At 60.9% G+C, this 25,427-nt stretch carries 20 protein-coding genes and 1 tRNA gene; 9 read left to right on the forward strand and 12 right to left on the reverse strand.

What is annotated here, in order from left to right; genetic code table 11:
* Positions 1–995: 995 nt before the first annotated feature.
* Together PRZ03_RS19855 and PRZ03_RS19860 are read right to left on the reverse strand one after the other, a co-directional pair.
* Positions 996–1,085, reverse strand: a tRNA-Ser gene (locus PRZ03_RS19855).
* A 191-nt stretch (positions 1,086–1,276) separates the two neighbouring features.
* Complete coding sequence (locus tag PRZ03_RS19860; RefSeq protein WP_273601935.1) at positions 1,277–2,101, reverse strand: symmetrical bis(5'-nucleosyl)-tetraphosphatase; 825 nt, start codon at positions 2,099–2,101, stop codon at positions 1,277–1,279.
* Between the two features lie 111 nt (positions 2,102–2,212).
* On the opposite strand from PRZ03_RS19860, the gene PRZ03_RS19865 reads away from it, so the two are divergent.
* Both PRZ03_RS19865 and PRZ03_RS19870 read left to right on the forward strand, forming a co-directional pair.
* The gene (locus tag PRZ03_RS19865; protein ID WP_263535684.1) at positions 2,213–3,517 is read left to right on the forward strand and encodes a hemolysin family protein; all 1,305 of its coding nucleotides are present in this window, start codon (positions 2,213–2,215) and stop codon (positions 3,515–3,517) included.
* Positions 3,514–4,269: a SapC family protein gene (locus tag PRZ03_RS19870; protein WP_273601936.1), complete on the forward strand. Its 756-nt coding sequence runs from the start codon at positions 3,514–3,516 to the stop codon at positions 4,267–4,269. The genes PRZ03_RS19865 and PRZ03_RS19870 overlap by 4 nt, the downstream gene beginning before the upstream one ends.
* Before the next feature lie 132 nt (positions 4,270–4,401).
* Here the strand turns inward: PRZ03_RS19870 and PRZ03_RS19875 are convergent, their stop codons facing one another.
* Complete coding sequence (locus PRZ03_RS19875) at positions 4,402–5,217, reverse strand: IclR family transcriptional regulator (protein WP_263535682.1); 816 nt, start codon at positions 5,215–5,217, stop codon at positions 4,402–4,404.
* Between the two features lie 160 nt (positions 5,218–5,377).
* Here PRZ03_RS19875 and hmgA point away from each other — a divergent pair, with 160 nt between their 5' ends.
* From hmgA to PRZ03_RS19895, 4 genes are all read left to right on the forward strand, one after another.
* Positions 5,378–6,664, forward strand: a complete 1,287-nt coding sequence (gene hmgA, locus PRZ03_RS19880) for a homogentisate 1,2-dioxygenase (RefSeq protein ID WP_273601937.1) — start codon at positions 5,378–5,380, stop codon at positions 6,662–6,664.
* A 5-nt stretch (positions 6,665–6,669) separates the two neighbouring features.
* Positions 6,670–7,989, forward strand: coding sequence for a fumarylacetoacetase (gene fahA, locus PRZ03_RS19885; RefSeq protein WP_273601938.1), 1,320 nt, complete (start codon positions 6,670–6,672; stop codon positions 7,987–7,989).
* Between the two features lie 218 nt (positions 7,990–8,207).
* On the forward strand, positions 8,208–10,853 hold the full coding sequence (locus PRZ03_RS19890) for a TonB-dependent receptor (RefSeq protein WP_273601939.1): 2,646 nt from the start codon (positions 8,208–8,210) through the stop codon (positions 10,851–10,853).
* A gap of 151 nt (positions 10,854–11,004) precedes the next feature.
* The gene (locus PRZ03_RS19895; protein ID WP_273601940.1) at positions 11,005–12,324 is read left to right on the forward strand and encodes a sugar MFS transporter; all 1,320 of its coding nucleotides are present in this window, start codon (positions 11,005–11,007) and stop codon (positions 12,322–12,324) included.
* Between the two features lie 76 nt (positions 12,325–12,400).
* On the opposite strand, the gene PRZ03_RS19900 is transcribed toward PRZ03_RS19895, so the two are convergent.
* Genes PRZ03_RS19900 through PRZ03_RS19915 form a run of 4 tightly spaced genes read right to left on the reverse strand, consistent with a single transcriptional unit; the run spans position 12,401 to position 17,547 of the window.
* Positions 12,401–13,927, reverse strand: coding sequence for a tryptophan halogenase family protein (locus PRZ03_RS19900; RefSeq protein WP_273601941.1), 1,527 nt, complete (start codon positions 13,925–13,927; stop codon positions 12,401–12,403).
* The gene (locus tag PRZ03_RS19905) at positions 13,927–15,528 is read right to left on the reverse strand and encodes an ATP-binding protein (protein WP_273601942.1); all 1,602 of its coding nucleotides are present in this window, start codon (positions 15,526–15,528) and stop codon (positions 13,927–13,929) included. The genes PRZ03_RS19900 and PRZ03_RS19905 overlap by 1 nt, the downstream gene beginning before the upstream one ends.
* On the reverse strand, positions 15,518–16,234 hold the full coding sequence (locus PRZ03_RS19910; protein WP_263535675.1) for a response regulator: 717 nt from the start codon (positions 16,232–16,234) through the stop codon (positions 15,518–15,520). Before PRZ03_RS19910 ends, PRZ03_RS19905 begins: the two co-directional genes overlap by 11 nt.
* Entirely contained in the window at positions 16,231–17,547 is a 1,317-nt protein-coding gene (locus PRZ03_RS19915) for an ABC transporter substrate-binding protein (RefSeq protein ID WP_273601943.1), read from the reverse strand. Before PRZ03_RS19915 ends, PRZ03_RS19910 begins: the two co-directional genes overlap by 4 nt.
* A gap of 189 nt (positions 17,548–17,736) precedes the next feature.
* Between PRZ03_RS19915 and PRZ03_RS19920 the strand changes: the two genes are divergently transcribed.
* A complete protein-coding gene (locus tag PRZ03_RS19920) occupies positions 17,737–17,952 on the forward strand; it encodes a hypothetical protein (RefSeq protein WP_273601944.1) in 216 nt (71 codons plus the stop codon).
* Positions 17,953–18,041: 89 nt separating this feature from the next.
* Positions 18,042–19,292, forward strand: a complete 1,251-nt coding sequence (locus PRZ03_RS19925) for an ABC transporter substrate-binding protein (protein ID WP_273601945.1) — start codon at positions 18,042–18,044, stop codon at positions 19,290–19,292.
* 210 nt (positions 19,293–19,502) lie between these two features.
* Here PRZ03_RS19925 and PRZ03_RS19930 read toward each other — a convergent pair whose 3' ends face one another.
* The 5 genes from PRZ03_RS19930 to PRZ03_RS19950 all read right to left on the reverse strand — a co-directional run bounded on the left by PRZ03_RS19930 (position 19,503) and on the right by PRZ03_RS19950 (position 24,416).
* On the reverse strand, positions 19,503–19,793 hold the full coding sequence (locus tag PRZ03_RS19930) for a hypothetical protein (protein WP_263535672.1): 291 nt from the start codon (positions 19,791–19,793) through the stop codon (positions 19,503–19,505).
* A gap of 101 nt (positions 19,794–19,894) precedes the next feature.
* A complete protein-coding gene (gene egtD / locus PRZ03_RS19935; protein ID WP_273601946.1) occupies positions 19,895–20,857 on the reverse strand; it encodes an L-histidine N(alpha)-methyltransferase in 963 nt (320 codons plus the stop codon).
* The gene (egtB, locus tag PRZ03_RS19940) at positions 20,854–22,086 is read right to left on the reverse strand and encodes an ergothioneine biosynthesis protein EgtB (protein WP_273602023.1); all 1,233 of its coding nucleotides are present in this window, start codon (positions 22,084–22,086) and stop codon (positions 20,854–20,856) included. Before egtB ends, egtD begins: the two co-directional genes overlap by 4 nt.
* A 123-nt stretch (positions 22,087–22,209) precedes the next feature.
* On the reverse strand, positions 22,210–22,608 hold the full coding sequence (locus PRZ03_RS19945; protein ID WP_273601947.1) for a VanZ family protein: 399 nt from the start codon (positions 22,606–22,608) through the stop codon (positions 22,210–22,212).
* Positions 22,609–22,730: 122 nt separating this feature from the next.
* Positions 22,731–24,416: an electron transfer flavoprotein-ubiquinone oxidoreductase gene (locus PRZ03_RS19950; RefSeq protein ID WP_273601948.1), complete on the reverse strand. Its 1,686-nt coding sequence runs from the start codon at positions 24,414–24,416 to the stop codon at positions 22,731–22,733.
* 220 nt (positions 24,417–24,636) lie between these two features.
* Between PRZ03_RS19950 and PRZ03_RS19955 the strand changes: the two genes are divergently transcribed.
* Positions 24,637–25,419 carry an SDR family oxidoreductase gene (locus PRZ03_RS19955; protein WP_263535668.1) on the forward strand — a complete coding sequence of 261 codons (783 nt, stop codon included), beginning with the start codon at positions 24,637–24,639 and terminating at the stop codon, positions 25,417–25,419.
* Positions 25,420–25,427 lie beyond the last annotated feature (8 nt).

Below are 25,427 nucleotides of genomic sequence, written 5' to 3' on the forward strand. Positions count from 1 at the left end.
CATGCCCACGTTAATCACTCCTGATTCCCCGCTCAGCCTTGAGCAGGACAGTGTCGATACATGGGTCAGTTTTGCGCGATCGCGGCCCTTGCAGGTGGGTCAGTTTTCAGTGATCGCCAACAGGCCCAGGGGTCAAGAGACTGATCACCTGGTGCGGTGAAGTGGCGAGCGCCCTTGGCCCCCATCGCGGCGCGTCCCTGCGGTTCGGACTGTGGAGCGTGGTTGAGAAATTCCTGAATACGGGTCATGATTTGGTCCTTCGGTTGATGCACACATAGATGTTCTTTTGTGCACAGATGCATCTTCTCGAAATGCGACCTTGCTGAGATCCCTCATAAAACTTCTATCTTTTCGGGGTGTGTTTCAGTAACGATCTATGGTTTCGTATCCCCATGTTGCTAGTTCCGTCGTTTGGCGCTAGGGGGCTTCCTGGTGCGGAAACAAGTTGGCCGAATGCAGGGACGAGCGCCCAGGCAACGCTGTCTGGCTTCGTGGTTGCCTTTACATGACCTTTGAATTGGTGAGAACCGACGGCGTAAAACTGCGGCGCACCTGGTCAGTCATGGATAGGTGCATAGGCGATGGATGAGGGTTGGTGCAATCTGAGCAGTGCCACTCATCGCCAATTCACACCTGGCGAAGTTGTGGCGTCGCTTTGCCCATCTAGTGCCGGTGCATGCGACGCATTGACCGAGTGGAATCATGCTTGCCCGGCCAATTCGGTTGGCTGGCGATAAAGAATTACTTTGTGTAGTTCAAGTTTCTGGCAAGGCAGAGCTTGCTGCTGCTTGGCACAGACCCACGGCAACAGTGCGTTTTTCCCTTGGACGGCGCCAGTTCGATGGCCGCGGACAACCACCAATCATGGTCTTGATAGTCGAAAAAAAGCCCGGCACACGCTGAGTGTGCCGGGCTTGCTCGCTAGTTGACTTGTAAGTTGCCGTATGCGAAGCTGAAAAATTGTCAGCCAAATCAACTACTTACGGAACGTCATCTGGCGGAAGCTGTGAGATTCGAACTCACGGAGGGGATAAACCCTCGCCGGTTTTCAAGACCGGTGCCTTAAACCGCTCGGCCAAGCTTCCTGGAACTTTCAAATTCAATTGTGCCAGCGACGAGTCGCCGGTTTTGCCTGCACTCACATCGCTGGCGCGATGTGAGCTTCGGCGCAATCGCCGCTAAAGCGTCGATTGAGCAAGACCGGTGCCTTCAACCGCCGAGGCCTTGCCTACTTGGGTGCGACGCGAAACCGTGCATCGAACACAAGGGCGAGATTCTAGCCCGGCTTTTGCGCTTGCTCACATTTCACCGAAATCAGCTCCAGCGACTGGCCGTTTTCGACGCTGGCCGCCGTGAGGCGCCCGCCCCAGACGCAGCCGGTGTCGAGTGCGAGCAGATTCGGCCGTTGCACAAGGCCCAGCGTTGACCAGTGGCCGAAGGCAATCGGCACTGCGTCAGTGCGCCTGTTTGCAGCGTCGAACCAGGGGCGGTGGCCGGGCGGCGCGCTGTCGGCGCTGTCTTTGGTCTTGAAGTCCATCCGCCCTGCACTGTCCACAAAACGCAGTCGGGTCAAAGCATTGACGATGCAACGCAACCTGGCCGTACCGACCAAGGCAGCGTCCCAGGCGGCGGGCTCATTGCCATACATTTCGCGTACAAAGCCGCCCAGGTCGGGGCCGCGCAATACCGACTCAACTTCGCCGGCCGATGCCAAGGTGTCTTCAAGCGTCCACTGCGGCAGCACGCCGGCATGCACCATCAACCAACCCTGCGCATAGCAGGCCATGCGTTGGTGGCGCAACCAGTCCAGCAGGGCTGCGCGGTCAAGGGCGTCAAGAATGCCTTGGACAGTGTCGCTGCGATGCGGTTTTTTGACGCCGTAGGCAATCGCCAACAAATGCAGGTCGTGGTTGCCCAACAAGCAGGTCGCCGAGTTGCCCAACTCCATCAGCCGCCGCAAGGTGGCCAAGGAGGCTGGCCCGCGGTTGACCAAGTCGCCAAGCAGGTAGAGCCGGTCGCGCGAGGGCGAAAAGTCAATCTTGAGCAAGAGGCGTTCGAACGCGTCGCAACAGCCTTGCAGGTCACCAATCAGATAGTTCATATCGGGATTGTGCGACTTCTATCGTCACGGCCTTCTGCTACGCTTGCGGCCTCTTGCTTCTTGACTGTGTCACCAAGGGATAACCCTGATTATTCTTTGCTGACGCCCCCAATGGATACCGCCTTTCTCATTTTCTTGTTGTTCTTGAATGCTTTTTTTGCGATGTCGGAAATGGCCTTGTCGGCCAGCCGCAAAGCGCGATTGCAGGTTTTGGTGGAGGCAGGGGAGCCCGGTGCGCGGGCGGCCATGGATTTGCACGACAACCCGACCAAGTTTCTCTCGACCGTGCAGGTCGGCATCACTTCGATCGGCGTGCTCAACGGCATCGTCGGTGACGCGGCTTTCTCGGGTCCGCTTGCACATTGGTTGGGCGAACAGTTCGGCCTGCATGACCGCGCGGTGGAGATCGCTTCGACCGCCTTGGTGGTGGTCATCATCACCATCGTGACGATCATTTTCGGCGAGTTGGTGCCCAAGCGTATCGGGCAGATTTACCCTGAGACGGTCGCTCGGCGGGTAGCGCCGGCGATGAATTTTTTGTCGGCGGCTGCGCGACCTTTGGTGAAGTTTTTGAGCTTCAGTACCGAGGCTATTTTGGGCCTGATGGGGCAGGGCGGACGGGCTCAGCGCGGCGTGACCGAAGAAGAGATCGCCGCCAGCCTGGATGAGGGGCGCGAGGCAGGCGTGATCGAGGAGCATGAGCATCAGATGGTGCGCAATGTGTTCCGACTCGATGAGCGCGAGATCGGCTCGATGATGATTCCGCGCGGTGAAATCGCCTGGCTGGACGTTACCGACACGCCGCAACAGGTGCTGGAAGTCTTGCGTGGCCATGGCTATAGCCGCTATCCGGTCTGCCGAGATGGGCTGAGCGAGGTGCTGGGCATCGTGTCGGCGCAGGTGCTGTTGCAGCGGGCGCTGAGCGGCGCGCCGCTGTCTTTGTCCGAGGACCTCGAAGTGCCGGTGTTTGTGCCTGAGACGCTGTCGGGCATGGAGTTGCTGGAGCAATTCCGGGTCTCGGATGCACCGCTGGTGTTTGTCGTGGATGAGTACGGCGAGGTGCAGGGCGTGATCTCTGTGCGCGACGTGTTGGAAGCCATTGCGGGGGAGTTCAATGCGCCCGGTGATGGTGATGCTTGGGCGGTGCAACGCGAGGACGGGAGCTGGCTGCTGGATGGCCTGATCCCGGTGACCGAGTTGAAGGACCGCCTGGCCCTGAAAGAGCTACCCGAAGAGGATCGTGGGCGCTACAACACCCTGGCCGGCATGGTGATGCTGCTGCTGGGGCGCTTGCCGCGCACGGCCGATGTGGTGGAGTGGAATGCTTGGAGATTCGAGGTCGTGGACCTGGATGGCAAGCGTGTTGACAAAGTGTTGGTCAGTCGTCTGACCGTAGATGGAGAGAGTGAAAAATGAGTGCAAGCCCAATGATGTACGGCAATTTGACGCCGCTGGACCGTGTCGCGCACAAGAATCTGCGCCTGAAAACGGAGTTGCCGACGCTGGACCGGGTGAAGGGCATGAACTCCTTGTTCCTGGCCGTGGTCGAGTTTGCTGAGGCCTGCAAAGAGTACCCGATCGTGTTCGTGCGTGTGGGTGATGCGCCGGCCGAGGGTGCCAAGCCCGTGGTCGCGCCGCTGGCCGTGCTGGGCCTCAAGCCCTCCAGTAACTTGTTCGTCAAAGACGGCAAGTGGACGGGTCACTACGTGCCCGCGTATCTGCGCCGTTATCCCTTCGCCATGGCTCGCCTGGAGCAAGACTCCGACACCATCGCCGTTTGTTTTGACAGCGAATGGGCCGGTTTTTCGGAGAGCGAAGGCACTTCGCTGTTCGCAGCCGACGGTCAGCCGACCGAGTTCTTGCTGAACGCCAAGACTTTCTTGGAGAACTTCGAGCAAGAGTCCGAGCGCACTCGGGCCTTCTGCCAGATGTTGGTTGAGTTGGATCTCTTGCGCGATATGCGCTTTGAGGCCACCTTGGCCAGCGGTGAAAAGATCGACGTCGAAGGTTTCTTGGCCGTTGATGAGCAAAAGCTGGCCGGATTGGACGATGCCAAGGTGGTCGAGTTGCACCGCAACGGTTTGCTGTCGCTGCTGGAAATGCACCGCGTGTCGATGGGCAATATGAATCGCCTGGCCAGTCAAGAAGGCTCTGCGGCAGCGGCCTGACCGGCGCGAGCATTACGAACGCCGGTCCTTTTGTCCGGCTGATAGAAAAGCGAGTCAGCGCGAGCAGGCTCGCTTTTTTTACTTGGCCGATCTGATTCGCCGATCTGATGGCGCCGCAGCAAGCTTGGGCGCTTAGCTTTGCGCCGGCTCACGCCAGCCCAACTGACGTGACAAGTCGGTGCTTGCACTCTTTAGCGCCAAGGCAATCGGACCGTGCAGATTCAGGTCGAAATTGCCGCTCGGGCCAATTGCCGTCAGGCTCAGCGCGATCCGGCCTTGGTCATCAAAAACCGGCGCGGCCAGGGCGCTGACCCCGAGCACGATACCGTCGTGAGCGCTGGCAAGGCCGTCCTTGCGCGCCAAGGCCAGCAAAGCCGCAAACTGAGCGTCAATTTTTGGCGCCGCTGCGGCTTGCTGCGGCGCTTCGGCGGCCAAGGCCGATAAGACCAAGTCGGTGGGCAAATGCGCGGCGAACAGGCGGCCCGAGGCCGTGCCGCGCAGCCCCATCACCGTCCCGTGCCGCATGCTGATATGCACGGGGCTGGGCGCTTCGGCCACGCGCACAATCGTCGGCCCGCGATTGCCCCACACGGCGATGGCGACCGTGTGGCCCAGTTGCATGGCCAATTCTTCGATGCGCGGCGTGGCCAAGCGCACCGGGTCGTATTGCTGCAGGCTGATGAGGCCGAGTTGCAAGGCGAGCGGACCGAGGCCGTAGCGGCCACTCACCGCTTCTTGCTCGACCAGGCCCAGCTTGATAAAACTGACTAAATAGGGGTGAGCCTTGGCTGGAGCCATCGCAGCTTCGCGCGCTAAGTCCTTCAGCGCCAAGGGCCGGCCATGGTGCACCAGCGCCGTCAACAAGGCCCCGCCGACCTCGATGCTCTGAATGCCGCGTGGGCCGCCACGTTGATGCTTGTCGGTGTTGGGATGTGCAGGGCTTGTCATGGCGAAAGATTAGACCCGAAGTGCGCCCGCCAAAACTTGCTCATTTTCCCTGTGTGGTTAGCTATAGACAAATTGAAGTGGCGCTGGTTTAATTCCGTGCCGGCAAAAAGCCTTCGGTGCAGCCGGCCTTGCCTTTCCCGTTTTTAACCCTGAGTTGCCCATGAGCGCCTTGAACTATTCAGCCGGTTTCGGCAATCAACATCAAAGCGAAGCCATCGCTGGCAGCTTGCCGATAGGGCGCAACAGCCCCCAAAAAGTGGCCCGTGGCCTGTACGCCGAGTTGCTCTCGGGCAGCGCCTTTACCGCGCCGCGCAATGAGAATTTACGCAGCTGGCTGTATCGCCGCCAGCCTTCGGTGGTGGTCGGCAGCTTCCTGCCGCTGGCCCATGCCTACCTCTGCACCGGCGCGCGTGAGGGGCAGGTGTCGCCACCCGATCCCATGCGCTGGGCGCCGATAGAGATGCCGGCCGAGCCGACCGATTTCGTCGAAGGCCTGCGCACCATGGCCGTCAATGGCGACCCGGACGCGCAGCTGGGCATTGCCACGCATTTGTACGTGGCCAACCAGAGCATGGGGCGGCGTGCCTTTATCAATGCCGACGGCGAGATGCTGATCGTGCCGCAGCAAGGTGTCTTGCGCATCGCGACCGAGTTGGGTTTGCTCGACGTCGCACCGGGCGAGATCGCCTTGCTGCCGCGCGGCATGGCCTTCAAGGTTGAACTGGACGGCCCTTCGCGCGGCTATGTGTGCGAGAACTACGGCGCCGCCTTCCGCCTGCCCGAGTTGGGCCCGATTGGCTCCAACGGGCTGGCCAATGCTCGTGACTTTTTGGCACCGGTGGCGGCCTTTGAGGCCACGCCAGGTGCCTACGAAATCGTCAAGAAGTACGGCGGCAGCCTGTGGTGCGCAGTCCAAGCGCACAGCCCCTTCAATGTGGTCGCCTGGCATGGCAACCTAACGCCTTACAAGTACGACACCAAGCACTTCATGACCATAGGGTCGATCAGCTTTGACCACCCCGACCCGAGCATCTTCACCGTGCTGACCTCGCCGTCCGACACCGCCGGTTGGGCCAATTGCGACTTCGTGATTTTCCCGCCGCGCTGGATGGTGGCCGAGGACAGCTTCCGCCCGCCCTGGTATCACCGCAATGTGATGAGCGAGTACATGGGCCTGGTGCTCGGCCAGTACGACGCCAAGCCCGAAGGCTTCAAGCCCGGTGGCTCCAGCTTGCACAATGCCTATGTGCCCCATGGCCCCGATACCGAGGCCTTTGACAAGGCAAGCAATGCCGACTTGGCGCCGCACAAGCTCGACAACACCCTGGCCTTTATGTTCGAAACCCGCTGGCGTTTGCTGCCGACCGAGTTCGCGCTCAAGGGCGGCGCGCTTGAAACCAATTACGCCGCCTGCTGGGCTGGCCTGACCGACAACTTTCAGGAATGAATGCCATGAGCTTGCTTGACCACACCCACAACCCAGAAGCGCAAAGTTTTGTCGCCAGCGCCAATCTGGCTGACTCCGACTTCCCGCTGCAGAACCTGCCCTACGGTCTGTTCCGCCGCGCTGGCTCGAACGAGAGCGCCCGCGTCGGCATCGCCATTGGCGATCAAGTCCTTGATCTGCGACTGGCCGCGAGTGCAGGGCGCTGGAGCTCGGCCGTGCAGGTTCTGCTGCAGCCCTTGGCCGACGGCGACTTGAACAGCTTCATGGCCCAAAGCGCTTCCAAGCGCCGGCTCGTACGGCATGCCTTGTTCGACGCTTTGGCCGAAGGCTCTAAGCAGCAGTCTGCACTGACTGCCTGTTTGCTGCCGCAAGCGCAGGCCCAGATGGCCGTGCCTTGCCGCATCGGCGACTACACCGACTTCTACACCGGCATCCACCACGCCACCACGGTGGGCAAACTGTTCCGCCCAGACAACCCCTTACTGCCCAACTACAAATGGGTGCCCATCGGCTATCACGGCCGCAGCAGCTCGATCGGGGTCAGCGGCAGCACCGTGCGCCGCCCTTTGGGTCAGTTGATGCCGCCGGGCGCCGAAGTGCCGGTACGCGCAGCCTGTAAGCGCCTTGATCATGAGTTGGAACTCGGCCTGTTTGTGGCCGGCGGCAATGCCCTCGGAGAGCCTATTCCGATGGCCGACGCGGACGAGCATATGTTTGGCGTGACCTTGCTGAACGACTGGTCGGCGCGCGATATGCAGGGCTGGGAATACCAGCCGCTGGGCCCTTTCCTGGCCAAGAACTTCGCCACCACGATCTCGCCCTGGATCGTGTCCATGGACGCGTTGGAGCCCTTTCGCATTGCCTTTGCCCATCCAGCCAGTGATCCGCAGCCGCTGCCTTACCTCGACTCGGACAAAAACCGCAGCGAGGGCGGCTACGAGATCGAGCTGGAGGTTTGGTTGCAGACCGAGACCATGCGCGCCGCTGGTGAGCCGGCCACGCGCTTGATGCGCTCCAACTTCAAGCATGCCTATTGGACCTTGGCGCAGATGCTGACGCACCACGCCAGCAATGGTTGCAATCTGCAGCCCGGTGATCTGCTGGGCACGGGCACCCAGTCGGGCCCCGAGGCCAGCGAAGGCGGCTCGATGTTGGAGCTGTCCCTGGGTGGCAAACAAAGCCTGAGCTTGCCTAACGGCGAGACGCGTGCATTCTTGGCCGACGGCGACTGCGTCAGCCTGCGCGCCTTTGCGTCGAAAGACGGTGCCCGCCGCATCGGTTTTGGCGAATGTTCGGCCACCATCGTGCCCGCGCCGCAACTCTGAATTTGCCGTAACAAGGGTAGACCCTGATCGGGAGATCAGGGTCTACCCGCACCCGCGCAGGCCCCAATCTTGCGCTGCCGGCTGGCTTTGTAACTTGGCTGCAATGAAGTCCAACAAAACGCAACGCCATGCGCCAAGGCCCGCTTGAGCCGCTAAATTGCGGCCTCGAACTGATTTATCCAAATCCCTTCGTCCACAAATTCAAACGGAGCCAACCCATGTCCCAGCCACTTTTCAAGCAGAAACTTCTGCCCAGCCTGATCAGCCTGATGTTGGGCGCCACGGCGTTTCACAACGCCAGCGCCGCTGACGAAGCCCCTCAAGCCGCTGCCGCAACGACAGCTCAAGCGGGCAAGAATGCCGAGCTGGAAACGGTTGAGATTCGCGGCGTGCGTGCCACGCTGCAGCGCAATCTGTCGGAGAAGCGTGAGCAGAACGCCATCGTTGATTCGATCCGCTCGGAAGACGTGGGTAAGTTCCCTGACCGTAACGTGGCCGACTCGCTGCAGCGCGTGCCCGGTATCTCGGTTGATCGTGGCTGGGGTGAAGGCAAGGCGATTTTTGTGCGCGGCACCGACAAGAGCCTGAACATGACCCAGCTCAATGGGCAAGCGGTCTCATCAAGCGAATGGTGGCTCAATGAGCCACAAACCCGCAGTTTCAACTACGACATCCTGCCGTCCGAAATCGTCGGCAGCATCAATGTCTACAAGAGCCCTTCCGCCGATCAAGACGAAGGCAGCATTGGCGGTTTGGTCAACGTCAAGACGCGCAAGCCATTGGACTTCAAGGATCAGCTGACCGCCCAAGCTAGCGTTGAGGCCGTTTATAGCAAGCTGCCCGCCAAGACCGATCCGCAATTGTCGGGTCTGTTGAACTGGAAGAACGACGACAAGACCTTCGGTGTGATGGTGGCCGTCAACCGGCAGACCCGCACGATGCGCCGTGACGGTCTGGAGAACTTCACCGCTGGCGGCAGCACCACCCCAATCGTTGACCAGAATGGCGTCAAGACCGATGCCTACGCTTCATGGGGTGGTGGATCCGCGATCTTTCGCCAAGACCGCGAGCGCAACACTGCCAATGTGGCTTTGGAATTCAAGCCCGTTCGCGAGGCCGACATCATTCTGAATTACATGAATTCAGACATGAAGATGGACAACAACAACCAGAATTATCTGTGGCAAGCCGGCGGCTTGGCAGATGCCAATGGCAATATCAACGTTGTCGACCCCAAGTTCATCTCCACTTCTGACGGCAAGAAAGCCCTGGTCGGCGGCACCTTGCCCAAGGTGGGCGGCGTTTCGTTTGAGCCTATCTATCGCAAGTCCTTCATGAAGTCGGATGTGCTGGATCTGGACGGTAGCTACCAAGGTACCAACTGGAAGGCTCATGGCCAAGTCGGTACGACATCCAGCTCCGGCGGCAGCACGCATGATCGCCACTTCTGGATGCAGGGTGATTCACGCGTTCAATTGGATCTGGGTCCGGACAAGTATGGCGTTAAATACTTGGACATCAGCCCGCTCGATCCAAAGGTCTTGACTTTGCAAGGGGGTGATGACCGCACACGCGAAATGAAGGGCAAAGAAAACTATGTCCAAGGTGATTTGGTTTTTGATCTGACTACGCCTTTCTTCAATGCTGTCAGCATCGGCGCCAAGTTCCGCGACAACACGCTTGAGAACACCCGTATCCAAGGTGTTGCGGATACCAAATCGCCGGATTGGAAGCCTTTCTCGCTGGCCGATTTGTCTACCGGTCCTTCACCTTTGTTGAGCCAAGCCGCAGCCACACCGGGCGCATTGACGCAATACGCTTGGTTTGATGACGGCTTGGTGGACAGCAAGGGCATCCCGATGTACGACAAGGTGATGAAGTACGCGCCGCTGCCGGGTTCGAACTACAAGATTCACGAGAAAATCTCGGCTGCCTATGTCAAGGGTGATTTCGCGATCGATAAATTGCGCGGCGATATGGGTGTGCGCTTCGTGAAAACCCAGCAGAACTCGCAGGGCAATGTGATCAATGCCAACACGCAGAAGTTCGAAAGCACCAGCGTAGACAACAACTACACCGATGTCTTGCCGAACCTGAACATGGCCTATGACCTGAATAAAAAGGTCATTTTGCGCGGTGCCATCTCCAAGGTCATGGCGCGTCATTCCTTCAATTTGCTCAGCCCCGGCTTCACGCCCGATGGCACCATCTTGACCGACGGTAAAGCCGGCAACCCTTTGTTGAAGCCAGTGCATGCCAATCAAGCCGAGTTTGGCGCCGAATGGTATTTTGATGATGCGGCCGTGATTGCTGCGACCGCTTTTGTGAAGAAGCTCGACACCTTCGCCTACAAGAAATACACGAAAGAGGTGATCGGCGGCCAGACCTTCAATGTGCAGCGGCCCTATAACGCCGATAACGGTGCGGACATCAAGGGCTTTGAACTGCAGTGGCAGCAGCCTTTCGGCAATAGCGGCTTCGGTGCGGTGGCCAACTACACCTACACCGACGCCAAGGCCGGCAAGGTCAATCCAGGGGACCCTGAGCTGAAGGTCCTGGGTAACTCGCGTGACCAGTACAACATCAGTGGCTACTACGAAAAGAACGGCATCAGTTTGCGGGTTTCGTATAACTACCGCTCCAAGTCTTTTGGTGATCTGGATTCCGGTGGTCAACAGGTCAATGGCGCTTACGGCCAAATCGACGCGACCGCCAGCTGGGATATCACGCCCAAGCTGAGCCTGTTTGCGACCGGCGTGAATCTGAATAACGAGCTGGTCAAGCAAAACACGTCGGACGGTATTCCGGTCGGTATTTACGAGAACGGCGCTCGTTACAGCGTCGGCCTGCGCGCCAAGTTCTGACGGGAACCGGCTAGTCGCGGTCCCAGAGTCTCAAGGGATCGCATCACTGAAAAAGCCTCCCCGTCCTCAGGGAGGCTTTTTTCTCGCCCACGCCCAAGCTCGTTAGCGCCAGGTGTTGGGGCAGGAGTGTTTGAAATTTATGGATTCCGTCATGAACACCAATGTCCAAAAGGCCAGCCGGGCGCCCAGCGTCTTGCTGCCCATGCTCTTCATCGGGCTGATGTTCTTCATCCTCGGTTTTGTGACCTGGTTGAATGGCTCGCTCATTCCCTTTCTGAAGATCGTCTGCGATCTGAACAACTTCCAGGCGCTATGGGTGACCTTCGCCTTCTACATTGCCTACACGGTGATGGCCTTGCCCTCGGCCGCCGTGCTCAGCCGCATCGGCTACAAGAACGGCATGACAGTTGGGCTGGGCGTTATGGCTGTGGGCGCGCTGCTGTTCATTCCGGCGGCCAAGTCCAGCTATTACGGCATCTTCTTGCTGGCGCTGTTCACGCTGGCCACCGGCATGACGCTGATGCAGACGGCCATCAATCCCTATATCGTCTGTATCGGACCGCGTGAAAGTGCGGCCACCCGCATCAGCATCATGGGCTTGTTCAACAAGGGTGCGGGCATCGTTGTGCCCTTGGTGTTTGCGGCGGTGATGTTGTCAGGCATAGACATGCATTCCGAAGCGGCACTGGCGGCGCTGGATGCTGGCGCGCGCGCGCAGATCCGGGCTGACTTGTCTGTGCGGCTGGTATTCCCCTATGCCGTGATGGCGGCGGTCTTGCTGTGCTTTATGGTCGTCGTTCACTTCTCGTCTTTGCCCGAGTTGTCGCTTGACGAAGAGGACACGCAGACCGAGGTCGACCGGTTCGGCGTGTTTCAGTTTCCGCAGGTGGTGCTGGGCGCGCTGGCGCTGTTCGCCTATGTCGGCGTTGAGGTGATTGCCGGCGACACGATTGGGCTTTACGGCCAAACTCTTGGCGTCAAGAACTTTGCCGTGCTGACCTCTTACACCATGGGTTTCATGGTCTTGGGCTATTGCTTAGGTGTGCTGACCATCCCCAAGCTGATGTCGCAAAAGGCGGCTTTGCTCATGTCTGCGCTCAGCGGTATCGCCTTTACGGCCGGCATCATCACGAGCTCAAGCACCGATACCAGCCTCTCGCAAGCGCTGCTCGGCTGGGCCGGCGTGCCGGTGGTGCCCAACACGGTGATGTTTTTGGCCCTGCTGGGTTTTGCCAATGCCTTGGTTTGGCCATCGTTGTGGCCGCTGGCGCTGGAAGGCCTTGGCAAGTACACGGCAGCCGGCTCCGCCCTGCTGATCATGGGCATTGCCGGTGGCGCTTTATTGCCCATGCTGTACGGTCATTTCTCTGATGCCGGCAACTCTCAGGCCGCATACTGGGTGATGCTGCCCTGCTACGGCATGATCCTGTTCTATGCATTGGTGGGTCACAAGATGCGGCGCTGGAAGTAGGCCCAGACAGCCCCGCAAAACGCCGCAGCCCTATATTGTGTTTTGCGGCGTTTTGCTTTTGCGCGCTTGCTTTCGCCTACTTCAGTAGCTGCAAATACTGACGGTGCCCGTAGAACTGCGTCACCGTGTCTGTCAGGGCGGCGCGCGCTTGTTCGCCGCTCATGAGCTCTGCTCGCTGTTCCGTGCTCAGAGGCTTCAGATCCGCCGGAAAGCGACCCATGCCGGCCAATAAACAATACCAAGACGGCCGGATATACATCAAGGCCTCGCCATGCCGAGTCAGTTCAGCCTCGAAGTCACCGCCCTGATCCCAGACTTCCAAAATACTGGCCAGTCGGTCTGAGATATGGCGATGCGCGCGATTGGCGCGCCAGTAGTCGCTGTCATGGCGCGTATTGAGCTGATAGTGGCCCACCACATAGTCGCGCACACCTTCGAACATTTGATTGATGCGCCGATTGAATTGCGCTTGGCGGCTGCGGCTGAACTGGCTCGCTTCCATCTGGTCAATGAAAAGATCCACCGAGAACTGAATCAACATCAAGGCGGTGGCTTCCAGCGGCTCGATAAAGCCTTGGGACAAGCCTATGGCCAGGCAGTTGTTGCGCCAATGTTGCTCGACCCGGCCCACCCGCATCTTCAGGTGGCGCGCTTCCTTGTTGTGTGCGGCCGCACCCAGATGCTGGCGCAGCTCGGTCTCGGCCTTCTCGGGGCTTGCAAAGTCTGAGGCGTAGACATAACCATTGCCATAGCGGCTGCTGAGTGGAATCTGCCAGACCCAGCCGTTGCGCAGGGCGGTGGACGTGGTTTCGGACGGGATGTCTTCTTCCTCGTTCAAGCTGCTGGGGATGGCGATGGCGCGGTCGTTGAAAAGATTGTCTTTGAAGGAAACAAAGGGCTCACCCAGCGCTTCGTTGATCAAGAGCCCTTTGAAGCCGCTGCAGTCGAGAAAGAGCTCGGCCTTAACGATGGCGCCGCTGTGCATCAGCAGGTGCGCGATGTCGCCCGTCTCGCTCAGCTCTACCCTTGCCACGGTGTCGAGCCGGTGTCTAACGCCGAGTTTGGAGGCATGGCCTTTCAGGAAGGCGCCCAGCAGGCCGGAGTCGAAGTGGTAGGCATAGTCGGTCGCCGGAGCGGGGCGGTCATCGCTCCGCGGCAGATAGAACGGCGCCTTGCGCTGCCTGGCCAGCTCGGCGGCGATGAAGAAGTCTTGCGGGTTGGCTTGCGCCGCCGTGCCGCGCCGGCGCAGCCGGGCGTTGGTGAAAAGCTCGCTGCCCACCTTCAGGTCTTCCTGATTGAAGAAGGGGTGCACATATTGCTCGTAGCCCGGCTGTGTCGACCAGCCCGGGAACCTGATGCCGCATTTGTACGTGGCGTTGCAGGCCGGCATCCATTCGCTTTCTTGAATCCCAAGGCGGTGGAAGAACTGGCGCAAATAGGGCGTGGAGCCTTCGCCGACGCCGATGATGCCGATGTCGCTGGACTCGATCAGCATGATCTGGGTGCCATGGCTGCGCCATTGATGGGCCAGCAAATTGGCTGCCATCCAGCCGGCCGTGCCGCCGCCGATGATGACGATTTCTTGGGGAGCTTGGTGCTGCATCAGGGGGTGTTGATGGGGGTTGCTTCTGGCACAGGGTGAGCAGGCAAGGCCACGCGCACCTCGAAGCCGCCCTGCGGATGGTTGCGAAAGCGCAAAGCGCCGCCATGGTCGGCGACGATGTCGCGCACGATGGACAGGCCCAGCCCTAAGCCTTCCTCGCGCATCTTGGCGCCATGGGCCAGGCGGGTGTAGGGTTGGCCCAGCTTGGCCAAAGCGCTGTCGGGTACGCCCGGCCCGAAGTCGCGTACGGTCAGCAAGACCTGACCTTGCTCGGCGCTGCCGGGCGCGCCTTCACTCATGGTGAGCTCGGCTTTGTGCAGTCCGGTATGGCCGGCGTTGGCACCATAGAACATCGCGTTGTCGATCAGATTGCCGAGGGCACGCTTGAGCGCCAAGGGCTTGCCGAAGACGGTCAAGGGCTGCTCCGACAGCTCGATTTGCTGGCCGGCCATGCGGGCGTCGCGCACCATTTTTTGCAGCACCAGGTCGATGCGCACAGGCACGCGGTTCTCGTGGATATCGGTGTCCTTGACGATTTGCAGCGCCGTCTTGACCATCATGTCGAGTTCGTCCAAATCCTCATGGAACTCATCTTGCACGGCCAGGTCGTCAAGTAACTCGCTACGCAGGCGCAGCCGGGTGATGGGCGTGCGCAGGTCATGCGAGATCGAGGCGAACAGCCGTTCGCGGTCACTCAGGTAGCGCCGTATGCGCTCCTGCATCTCGTTGAAGGCCTCAATCGCGCGCCGCACTTCGGCCGTGCCGGTAACAGTCAACGGCTTGGGGTTGGCGCGCCGCCCGACTCGTGCCGCCGCCCGGCTCAAGCCCCGCAAAGGGCTGGTCAGCGCGCGCGCGGTGATCAGCGTCATCAGCAGGGCCAGGCCCAGCGTGAGCAACTGCGGCACTATCCGCTGCCAGGTGAAAAATTCCAGCTGTTCAAGAAAATAGGGGTCGGGCATGGCGCTGCTCAGGTAGAGCCACTGGCCGGGTTCGGTTTCCGCTTGAATCACCAGGAACGGGGCAGGGCGCTCGGCATCCAGCAGCGAGGGGTCGACCCAGCTGTCGGGCAGATCGGCGAGTAAGGCGCCGCTGGGCGCGACCTTCAAGCCCACCGGCGAGGCCAGCGTGACGCGCAGCCGCGTCCCAGGCGCCAACTGATTGAGCAGCTCTTGGCGTACCCGACTCTCCAGCAGGCGCGCCAAGGCCTGCTCGGGCAGGGGCTGCACTGCAACCTCGGCGTTATTGAAGAACACCAGAAAGCGCGTGCCGCCCATGGTGCGCAGCTGCTCGATCAAGAGCGGCCGGTAAGTGGCCGGCAGCTCACGCAGCGCGCGCAAAGCGCCTAGAGCGCCGCTCGCAACATGGTGGGCGGCCAGCTCGGTTTGCCGGGTGGTGCGTTGCTCCAGCTGCTTGTACCAAAGCAGATTGATCAAGAGCTGCACCAGCACCAGGCTGCCCAACATGGCCAGCACAAAGCGGCCTTGCAGGCTGTCAAACAAGAAGGCGACAAAGCGCTGCAGCCAGCCGCGCCCGCCCACCGTTCCTGAACTATGGCCCGCAGACCCGCCCACCGTCATCGCCCGCTCAGGCTCACGGCGCATGGCCCGACGTGACCGTGGTGGAAAAGACGTAACCCGAGCCCCGTACGGTCTTGATCAGTGCCGGTTGCTTGCCGTCGTCATGCAGGCGTTGACGCAGGCGGCTGACTTGCACGTCGAGCGAGCGGTCCAGCGGGCCGAGGTCGCGCCCGCGTGTGACTTCGGCCAGGCGGCTACGGTCCAGCACTTCGCCGGGATGCTCGACCAAGAGCTTGAGCAGCTGAAAGTCCATGCCCGACAAGGCCGAGGCTTCGCCGCTCGGGTCGATCAGGCTGCGCTCCAGAATGTCCAGGCAAAAGCCGTTGAAACGGAAGTAGCGCGCCGTCTGGCCGCGGTCCTGGCCAGAGCGCCGGTGGATGGCCTTGATGCGGGCGAGCAGTTCGCGCGGGTTGAAGGGCTTGCCGATGTAATCATCAGCACCGAGCTCAAGACCTACGATGCGGTCGGTCTCATCGGCGCTGGCGGTCAGCATGATGACCGGCACATCGGAGCGCTTGCGCACCGCCTGGCACAGCGCAAAGCCCTCGGTGTCGGGCAGCATGACGTCCAATATGCACAGACTGATTTCGTCCTTGAAGCGCTCGAACTCGGCCAGAAAGCTGGCGCCGTCGTGCGCCAAGCGGACCTCGTACTGGTTTTTCTCCAGATAGGTCTTCAGCAGGGTGCGGATTTTCTGGTCGTCATCAACGATCAAGATCGTACGGGTCATGGTGTCGCTTGCACAGATTTCATGGATTTCGGGCCAAGAGCGCGCAGCAGACCCTGCAATTTGCGCTGCGCTGCGGCGGGTGTTTGTTTGGGGTCCAGTGCAAAGCGGTGGACGGTTTCGATGAAGGCGTTTTTGCCGACTTCATCAAAAGCCATGCGGTGCACCAAGCTGGGCACGCGCGCGGTGGCCGGGTTGGCGAACAGCTGGTAAGACTGCTGGGCGCAATAGTCCAGCTCATCGACCGGCACATCGCGGCGCACCGGTACCGAGCCCTTGATGCGGTTATAGCCCAGTTGCAGGGTCGCGCTGCCTAGCAGCTCGGCCATCTTTTCCTGTTCGGCCTGGGCGCTGTAATTGCCGGCCAGCATGGCTAGGGTGTCGATGCTGAACTGGTGAACGCCGCTGGTGCCCGGCACGGCCTGACAGGCAAAGTCGCGCCCGCCTTCCAGGCCCAGCGTGCCCAATTCGCCACGCGCCCAGTCACCCATGATCAACATCGCCGCGCGACCGGCGGCAAAGTCGGCCACCAGTTGAGTCCAAGGGCGCTCGCCCGGGCCTGCCGCCAGGTTGCGCCAGTCGCGTAGCCTCTGAAATGCGCGCTCCACCGACGGGTCATTGAAGGCCTGCGGGTCGCGCTGTTCGACCATCCTGCGGTACAGCGCCGGCCCCGCCTCGGCCAGCAGCAGGGTTTCGAAAACGGTAGCCACCTGCCAAGGCTCGTCGCTGAAGGCGACCGGTGTGACGCCGGCGGCGCGCAGGGCCACGGCGGCCGCTTGCAGCCCGCTCCAATGATTGGGTAGCTCGATATTGAGCCGGCGAAACACGGCCTTGTTCAGATAGAGGTTGTTGATGCGGTGAATGCCCAGCGGTGCGGCGACGACATGCTCGCGCACATTCAGCTGCGCCGTCACCTGCGGGAACATGGTGCGCGCCCATTGGCGTCGCTTGGCGACGCCGTCAAGCTCCAGCAGCAAGCCCATTTCGGCCCATTCGATGGTGGCTTGACCGTTCAGCTGCGCCACCTTGGGCGCCATGCCGCGCAGCGTGCGCTCGTTGAGCACTTTGATGGCCGGCCCGCCGCCACCGCCCGCCACCGCGCCGTCCACCCAGCGCAGGCCCAACTCGCTCATGCGGGCTGCCACATGGTCAGCGGCGGCACGCTCGCTGGCCGAGGTCCACCAATGCAGGACATTGAGCTCGCCTACGCTGTCGGTGCTGGCGGTCGGCGCAGGCGCTGCCCAACTGCCGGGCGCGGCAGCGATCAAGCCGAGGGGAGCAACTGTGGGCAAAGCCAATGCGAGCAAAGCAAACATGCGAGCCATCTTGCCCTGGGGCGAAAGGCCCCAAGCCAAAGAATCGTTGGACTTCGGTGATGTTGTGTAAGTCAAAGCAGGCAGAGGATTGGGCGCTTGTGACAATTGTCAGGTGCGCCTGGGTGGCTTGGCGATTGGGGGTTTCGCTGGGCTGAACTGCCTGCCGGGGCTATTCGGCTCACCTCCCCCATGAATAGCGGCATCTGGCCCACGTTAAAAAACGTAACACGACGCCTGCGCACCACAGATTCGCCGTCGCAAGGCGTTCAAATCGATGCGCAGCTGCTGATTGTGCGCCGGCCGTGGAGGACTGCCGCTGGCCGCCGAAATCAGGCTGAATATGACGTTAGCTTTTGCTGGTTCCTTGTGAGCGCTTTGCGCCGGGCGTTCAGGGCGGCGCTTTGATTGCGTTACAGGGGTGGCTTGACTATGGTGTGGCCTGTTTGCTGTGAACCTCGAACCCATCTTCATCAGTTGTGAGTCGAACGACCCCAATGCCTAAGCAATTTCGTCTGGCCAGCTTTTTGTTTTGCGTCGGCGCGGCCCTGTTGCCGTCGACGCTGCGGGCGGCTGCGCTGACGATAGAGAGCTGGCGGGTTGACGACAAGGTCTTGTGGGAGGAGGTGTTGATTCCGGCCTTCCAGCGCAAGAATCCGGGGACGGCGGTCAAGTTCGTGCCGACGGCGCCGACCGAGTATGACGCCGGCCTGCAGCAGCGCTTGAGCGCCGGGACGGCCGGCGACCTGATCACCTGCCGCCCTTTTGACGCCTCGCTGAACCTGTACAAAAAAGGCTTGCTTGAGCGCTTGGACGGCCAAGGCCGCAGTCAGTTGGATGACTTCCCGGCCTCGGCCAAGCTGGCCTGGCAAACCGATGATGGGCGTGAAACCTATTGCATGCCGATTGCCTCGGTGATCCACGGCTTTTTCTACAACAAAAAAATCTTCGCCGAACTGAACCTGCAGCCGCCCGGCACTGAGGCGGAGTTTTTCAAGCTGCTGGATACCGTCAAGGCTCAGGGTAAGTACACACCGCTGGCGCTTGGACTGGCCGATCAATGGGAAACGCATCAAGTCATCTTCAACGGCATGGGCCCCGCCTATTGGCAGGGCGAGGCCGGCCGCAAGGGGCTGATCGCAGGCAAGAAAAAGCTCACCGATGCCGAATTCGTCGATGTTTGGGCTTTGATGGCCAGGTTGCAGCCCTATCTGAGCAAGGGTGCTGCGACGCAGACGAATGCGGATTCGCAAAGCTTGTTCGGCCTTGGCCGTGCAGCGGTGTATCCGGCCGGCTCCTGGGATATCGGGCCGATAAGGGCGCAAAGCCTGGACTTTGGTGCCTTCCCGCCGCCGGTGCCCAAGCCCGGTGCGGCCTGCCATATCTCCGACCATTCGGACATCGGCATTGGCATCAACCCGCGCTCCAAGAACAAGGAGGAGGCCTACAAGCTCTTGACCTGGATGGCGTCGCAAGAGTTTGCCGACCTCTACACCAACAAGGTGACGGGTTTTTTCAGCTTGTCCAACCATCTTGTGCCGGTGCTGGATCCCGTGGCCAAACAAATGATGGATTGGCGCAAGTCTTGTGCATCGACGATCCGCCTGAATGCGCAGATCCTCAACCGTGGGCGGCCGAGCTTGGAGTCTGATTTTTGGGCGGTCCATAGCCTGGTGCTGGCCGGAAAACTAAGCCCTGCAGAGGCGGCGGGCAGGATGCAGGGCAGTTTGAACAAGTCGGGGAAATAGTTACGAAGCGACGAAACAGGGAAGCGAGGAATTTTTAAAAAGACCTAGGGTGCCTCAGGTGCCCGACCGATGCGGCCTTACTGCTCAGTTAACCGCATCAATTCAGACCTTCATGGCGACCTGTGAACCGGCTCAAACACCAATGCGGGCCGTTTCACAGGTCTTTTTTTGTCTGCTAAAAGGTCAGCTCAAGCTGCTCAATCAGTTCAATTAGCCTTCGATCGCATCGTCCAGGCAGTCGTTGTCGAGCGCGGCGATCTCGGCGTATTGCACCGCGTTGAGTTGGTGGCGGTAGGCCAGATAGGCATGCCGCGCATTGCTCTCATCGTCGCCATCATCATCGGCAGCGGCCGCCGCAATATGGTGCTCGGCGGCGAGTGAAAAGTGATGAGCCGCCATGCGGTGGTGGTCGCCGATTGAGTCCAGTTCTTCGTCATGGAACTCGTCTTGCAGATGGGCTGCATTGTCTACAGGCAGGTCCAGCGTTTGCTCGTTGCTCATGGCTTGCACTTCCATTCAGATCAAGGGTTACGGCGACATGCCGCGGCGCTGAGCATTGCTGACTTGTGTGAAGGCTTTGTGACAGGGGGCTGCTGTGGATTTCAGCCAGCCGGCGCCTGCAGCCAATGCAGGCTGAACCAGTTTTGCGCATCGGTCCAGACCGGCCCGGCGCGGTAGCCGGCCCGCTCGGCCAGGGCTCTAAAGCCAGCGATGCTGTACTTGTAGGAGTTTTCGGTGTGCAAGGTCTCGCCAGTCTCAAAGCTGTAGTCGATACCTTGCAGACTCAGGACGTGACTGCGCATGCTCATCAAGTGCATTTCTATGCGCTGCAATGGCGCGTTATAAAAAGCGCTATGCCGAAAGCCATCGGCCGCAAACTCGCAGCCCAGCTCGCGCCGCGCGCGCTCCAGCAGGTTGAGGTTGAAGCGCGCTGTCAGGCCTTGGCTGTCGTTGTAGGCGGCGTGCAGCAGGTCCGGGTCCTTGATCAGATCGACGCCGATCAAGAGGCCGCCGCCGCGCAGTTGCTCGGCCGTCAGGGCCAAGAACTCCAGCGCCTGCGTCGGTGTGAAGTTGCCAATGCTGGAGCCGGGGAAAAAGCCGACACGCTGGCCCTCGCCTCGACTTGGCGCGCCAGGCAGATCGACTGCTTGGGTGAAGTCTCCCACCACCGGCTGAATGTTCAGCAGCGGATGCTCGGCCTGCAGCGCGGCGCAGGCCTGCAAGAGATGGGGGCCCGAGATATCGATGGGAACGAAACCATGTGGCCGCAGCATGCGCGCCAGCAAGAGTCGCACCTTGTTCAAGGCTCCTGCGCCATATTCGATCAGCTGCGCCTGCGGCCCGATCAGTTCGGCCATCTCGGCGCCGTGAAGACGCAGCAGTGCCAGCTCGGTGCGTGTGGGGTAGTACTCGGGCAGCGCGCAGATTTGCTCAAACAAGGCCGAGCCCATGTCGTCGTAGAAGTACTTGGGCGAAATATGACGCGGCTGCTGGGCCAAGGCGCTGTGCAAGTCGGCCGCAAACCCCGACTTTTCGACGATCTTCAAAAATGGGACGGGGGTCATGTCTTGCCTTGGCTGTCTGAGAGGTCTCGTGCCAGCCGCAGGCCGCTGAATTGCCAGCGGACATGCGGCGGAAAGAAATTGCGGTAGCTGGGCCGGGCGTGGCCGCGCGGTGTGGCCAGGCTGCCGCCGCGCAGCACCATTTGGCCCACCATGAATTTGCCGTTGTATTCCCCCACCGCGCCGGCCCAGGGCCTGAAACCAGGGTAGGGGTGGTAGGCCGAGTGGGTCCATTGCCAAGCTTGGTCATCCAGTTGGCTTAGGCCGCTCAGATCAGCTGCGGCGGCTTCCCATTCGAACTCGGTCGGCAGGCGTGCGCCGGCCCATTCGGCATAGGCTGCTGCTTCGTAAAAGCTCAGCTGCATGACTGGCGCTTGCGGGTCCAGCGCCTGCTCACCCGCCAGCCCAAACACGCGCCATGAGCCGTCCGCATGCTTGCGCCAGTAGCTGGGCTGCTGCCAGCCCTGGGCTTGCGCCAGCGCCCAGCCGTCCGCTAGCCAAAGGCCAGCTTTGAGATAGCCCCCGTCTTCGATGAAGGCGGCGAATTCCCCGCAGTTCACCAAGCGGCTGGCGATCTCGAAGCCGGTCACCTGCACCGCATGGCGCGGGCCTTCGTTGTCAAAGGAAAAGCCATCCGCTGGCGCGCCCACGCTGACAAGCCCACCAGGATGGGTCAGCCATTGCATTGTGGTTGCGCCGTAGCTCGTGGGTACTTTCGCTGGATGGACCGGTGCGCGATAGGCCGGCGCAAGAGGGTTGAGACTGAAGGCATGCAAGATGTCGCTCAAAATCAGCTCTTGGTGCTGTTGCTCATGCTGCAGACCCAGCTCCAAAAGCGGGCGAGCTTGGGCCCAGCTGTCGGCATCGGCCTGCAGAACGAGGTCGACCAAGGCGCGGTCGACATGGGCGCGGTAGGCCTGGATCTCGCTCAGCGCCGGGCGGCTGAGCAGGCCGCGCTGGGGTCGCGGGTGACGCGCACCGAGCGATTCGTAGTAGGAGTTGAACAGCTGCGCGAAGCGCGCATCGAAGACTTGGTAGTCTCGCGCCCAAGGCCGCAAGACCAGGGTTTCAAAAAACCAAGTCGTGTGGGCTTGATGCCATTTGGTCGGGCTGGCGTCCGGCATGGACTGCAGCGCTTGATCCTCGGGCGACAGCGGTGCGGCCAGGTGCTCGGTATGTCGGCGGGTGGCTTGCAGGCGGATCAGAAGTTCGCTGCGCTGCGCCGGCGCCATGCTGCTGCGGTCGGTGTTGCGGGCGCAGTCATCTGCAGGGCTGGGTTTCACGCATCAATCTCCAAGAGGCGGGGCGCCACTACGGTAGCCTATATTTGCGTAGGCTGCGTGAAACCGGGGAATCTAGCTGGGCCGCTTCGCTAAGCGCTGCAAGGTCACGGCCGCAGCCAGACCGATGGTGATGCCGACCGCGTCGCCGAGCAAGTCGGCCCATTCGCCGTCACGCCCAGGAATATTGAGTTGCAGCAGCTCAATCGCGCCGCCATAGGCCAAAAGAGCCAGCGGCAGCGCTATCCAGCGAGCGCGCCCGCTGCTCAAGCTCCAATGACCACAAAAAGCCAGGCTGGCGAAGGCCAGCGCGTGATTGAGTTTGTCCCAGCTGCTGCCCAGGCTTTTGGGCGGCGCTGGCGACAAGGCCATATAGCTGATGAACACCAGCAGCAAGAGCAAAACCAGGCGCCACAGCGGGCGCGCCGACGCGCTGAAGAGAACGGAGTGGAGGGCGAGGCGCAGGTGGCGCATATAAACAATGCTCAGGGAGTAGGGGCGGAGTATTGTCGCCGCACAGGCAAGCTTCAGCTTGCCGATGGCTGGGCTATGCCTTGGGCCGGGCTCCTGACACCACCTCCCTGACCATCCGGCGCTTACATGCCCGCGTAGTTCGGTCCGCCGCCGCCTTCGGGCGTGACCCAGACGATGTTTTGCGTCGGGTCCTTGATGTCGCATGTCTTGCAATGCACGCAGTTCTGCGCGTTGATCTGCAGCTTGTCGGCGCCGGCGTCGGTCTTGATGAACTCATAGACGCCGGCAGGGCAATAGCGGCTCTCCGGCCCGGCAAACTTGGCCAGATTGATGCTCAGCGGCACCGCCGCATCCTTCAGCGTCAAATGCGCCGGCTGGTTCTCTTCATGGTTGGTGTTGGAGATGAACACCGAGGACAGGCGATCGAAGGTGAGCTTGCCGTCCGGTTTCGGGTAATCAATCTTGGCACATTCGGCGGCGGGCTTCAGATACAGATGGTCGGGTACCGTGCGGTGAATCGTCCAAGGCGGGCTCTTGATGCCGAGTTTGGGCAGCAGCCATTGCTCGATGCCGGTCATCAAGGTGCCGACGGTATTGCCCTTCTTGAACCACTGCTTGAAGTTGCGCGCTTGGTTCAGCTCCGCATGCAGCCAGCTTTGCTCAAACGCAGCCGGATAGGCCACTAACTCGTCATGTTGACGGCCGGCGCCGACGGCTTCAAAAGCAGCCTCGGCGGCCAGCATGCCGCTCTTGATGGCGGCATGGCTGCCCTTGATGCGCGAAGCATTCAGGTAGCCGGCGTCACAGCCGACTAGGGCGCCGCCTGGGAATACCGTCTTGGGCAGCGACAGCAGGCCACCGGCGGTGATGGCGCGGGCGCCGTAGCCAAGACGCTTGCCACCTTCCAGATGGGCGCAGATGCTGGGGTGAGTCTTCCAGCGCTGCATTTCCTCAAATGGCGAGAGCCAGGGGTTTTTGTAATCGAGGCCGACCACATAGCCCAGCGTGACCTTGTTGCCCTCCAGGTGATAGAGGAAGCCGCCACCATAGGTGTCGCCGTCCATGGGCCAGCCGGCGGTGTGCACCACCAGGCCCGGCTTGGCCTGAGCGGCGGGCACTTCCCACAGCTCTTTGATGCCCAGCGCATAACTTTGAGGGTCTTTGCCCGCATCCAGGCCGAACTTGGCGATCAGCTGCTTGCCCAGATGGCCCCGTGCGCCTTCGGCAAAGATGGTGTACTTGCCGAGCAACTCCATGCCGAGTTGGAAGCCGTCATGCGGCGCGCCGTCTTTGCCAACGCCCAAATTGCCGGTGGCAATGCCGCGCACCGAGCCGTCGTCGCCGTAGACGATTTCGGCGGCGCTGAAGCCGGGGAAGATTTCAACGCCCAAGCTTTCTGCCTGTTCACCCAGCCATTTGGTCACTGCGCCCAGCGAGATGACGTAGTTGCCCTGGTTGTGGAAGCACTCGGGGATCAGCCAATGCGGGGTGTTGGTGGCGCCGGTTTCGTTAAGGAACAACACCTCATCGGCAGTAACCGGCTGCTTCAGCGGCGCGCCGAGTTGTTCCCAATTGGGCAGGAGTTCGGTCAGCGCGCGCGGGTCCATCACTGCACCCGAGAGGATGTGCGCGCCGGGCTCCGAGCCTTTCTCCAACACCACGACGGACAACTCTCGGCTCTGCGCGGCCGCCAACTGCTTCAAGCGGATTGCGGCGGCCAAGCCGCCGGGGCCGCCGCCGACGATGACGACGTCATAGTCCATGCTGTCGCGCGGGCCGTATTGAGCAATCAACTCTGAGCTGGTCATGTTCATCCTTTGGCTTGATTTTCGGTTGTGGGCGCCCGACTGCCTGCGCCCACCCGTGGCTGACTAATTGGGCCGCATTCTACTGGGCAGAATTGAAAAAAGAACGATCGTGCTTTTTTTGATTGGTGAAGTGAGTCTAGTAATTTCGCCGTCGAGTCAAGCGCTTGAGTCCAGCGGCCAGCGTGCTAATCTTGCCCACAGCGATTCAGGAGGAATGAGCATGAGCTATAGCATTGATTTGTCGGGCCGCGTGGCCCTCGTCACCGGCGCTTCCAGTGGCCTTGGTGCCCAGTTTGCAAAGACCCTGGCGCAAGCCGGCGCCTGCGTGGTCTTGGCCGGGCGGCGCACCGAGCGCCTGAAGACCTTGCGCAGCGAAATCGAAGGCAATGGCGGCGATGCCCATGTGGTGACGCTGGACGTGACCGACCTGGACAGCATCAAGTCAGCGGTGGCGCATGCCGAGACCGAGGTCGGCACGATAGACATCCTGGTCAATAACTCCGGCGTCAGCACCACTCAAAAGCTGACCGAGGTGAGCGGGGACGACTACGACTATGTGATGGACACCAATGTGCGCGGCGCCTTCTTCGTCGCGCAAGAGGTGGGCAAGCGCATGTTGGGGCGTGCCAAGGGCAGCTCGCCTGGCACTTTTATAGGCGGGCGCATTGTCAATATCGCCTCGATGGCGGGCCTGCGCGTGCTGAGTCAGATCGGCGTCTATTCGATGAGCAAGGCGGCCGTCATTCACATGACGCGGGCCATGGCGCTGGAGTGGGGCAAGTACGGCATCAATGTCAACGCGATCTGCCCCGGCTATATCGACACCGAGATCAATCACCACCACTGGGGCACCGAGCAAGGCAAGAAGCTGATTGAGCTGCTGCCCCGCAAGCGGGTCGGCCAGCCGCAGGATCTGGACACCTCGCTGCTGATGCTGTGCGCCAACGAGAGTCACTTCATCAATGGGGCGATCATTCAAGCCGATGATGGCTTTGGCGTCTAAATCAGAAC

The organism is Roseateles albus, assembly GCF_028595345.1.
Taxonomy (GTDB): domain Bacteria; phylum Pseudomonadota; class Gammaproteobacteria; order Burkholderiales; family Burkholderiaceae_C; genus Paucibacter_A; species Paucibacter_A albus.

Bases quoted from the DNA above. Each gene is read 5' to 3' on its own strand.
- PRZ03_RS19860 (WP_273601935.1), bottom strand. From the start codon at position 2,101: ATGAACTATCTGATTGGTGACCTGCAAGGCTGTTGCGACGCGTTCGAA.
- PRZ03_RS19865 (WP_263535684.1), top strand. From the start codon at position 2,213: ATGGATACCGCCTTTCTCATTTTCTTGTTGTTCTTGAATGCTTTTTTT.
- PRZ03_RS19870 (WP_273601936.1), top strand. From the start codon at position 3,514: ATGAGTGCAAGCCCAATGATGTACGGCAATTTGACGCCGCTGGACCGT.
- PRZ03_RS19875 (WP_263535682.1), bottom strand. From the start codon at position 5,217: ATGACAAGCCCTGCACATCCCAACACCGACAAGCATCAACGTGGCGGC.
- hmgA (WP_273601937.1), top strand. From the start codon at position 5,378: ATGAGCGCCTTGAACTATTCAGCCGGTTTCGGCAATCAACATCAAAGC.
- fahA (WP_273601938.1), top strand. From the start codon at position 6,670: ATGAGCTTGCTTGACCACACCCACAACCCAGAAGCGCAAAGTTTTGTC.
- PRZ03_RS19890 (WP_273601939.1), top strand. From the start codon at position 8,208: ATGTCCCAGCCACTTTTCAAGCAGAAACTTCTGCCCAGCCTGATCAGC.
- PRZ03_RS19895 (WP_273601940.1), top strand. From the start codon at position 11,005: ATGAACACCAATGTCCAAAAGGCCAGCCGGGCGCCCAGCGTCTTGCTG.
- PRZ03_RS19900 (WP_273601941.1), bottom strand. From the start codon at position 13,927: ATGCAGCACCAAGCTCCCCAAGAAATCGTCATCATCGGCGGCGGCACG.
- PRZ03_RS19905 (WP_273601942.1), bottom strand. From the start codon at position 15,528: ATGCGCCGTGAGCCTGAGCGGGCGATGACGGTGGGCGGGTCTGCGGGC.
- PRZ03_RS19910 (WP_263535675.1), bottom strand. From the start codon at position 16,234: ATGACCCGTACGATCTTGATCGTTGATGACGACCAGAAAATCCGCACC.
- PRZ03_RS19915 (WP_273601943.1), bottom strand. From the start codon at position 17,547: ATGTTTGCTTTGCTCGCATTGGCTTTGCCCACAGTTGCTCCCCTCGGC.
- PRZ03_RS19920 (WP_273601944.1), top strand. From the start codon at position 17,737: ATGAATAGCGGCATCTGGCCCACGTTAAAAAACGTAACACGACGCCTG.
- PRZ03_RS19925 (WP_273601945.1), top strand. From the start codon at position 18,042: ATGCCTAAGCAATTTCGTCTGGCCAGCTTTTTGTTTTGCGTCGGCGCG.
- PRZ03_RS19930 (WP_263535672.1), bottom strand. From the start codon at position 19,793: ATGAGCAACGAGCAAACGCTGGACCTGCCTGTAGACAATGCAGCCCAT.
- egtD (WP_273601946.1), bottom strand. From the start codon at position 20,857: ATGACCCCCGTCCCATTTTTGAAGATCGTCGAAAAGTCGGGGTTTGCG.
- egtB (WP_273602023.1), bottom strand. From the start codon at position 22,086: ATGGCGCCGGCGCAGCGCAGCGAACTTCTGATCCGCCTGCAAGCCACC.
- PRZ03_RS19945 (WP_273601947.1), bottom strand. From the start codon at position 22,608: ATGCGCCACCTGCGCCTCGCCCTCCACTCCGTTCTCTTCAGCGCGTCG.
- PRZ03_RS19950 (WP_273601948.1), bottom strand. From the start codon at position 24,416: ATGACCAGCTCAGAGTTGATTGCTCAATACGGCCCGCGCGACAGCATG.
- PRZ03_RS19955 (WP_263535668.1), top strand. From the start codon at position 24,637: ATGAGCTATAGCATTGATTTGTCGGGCCGCGTGGCCCTCGTCACCGGC.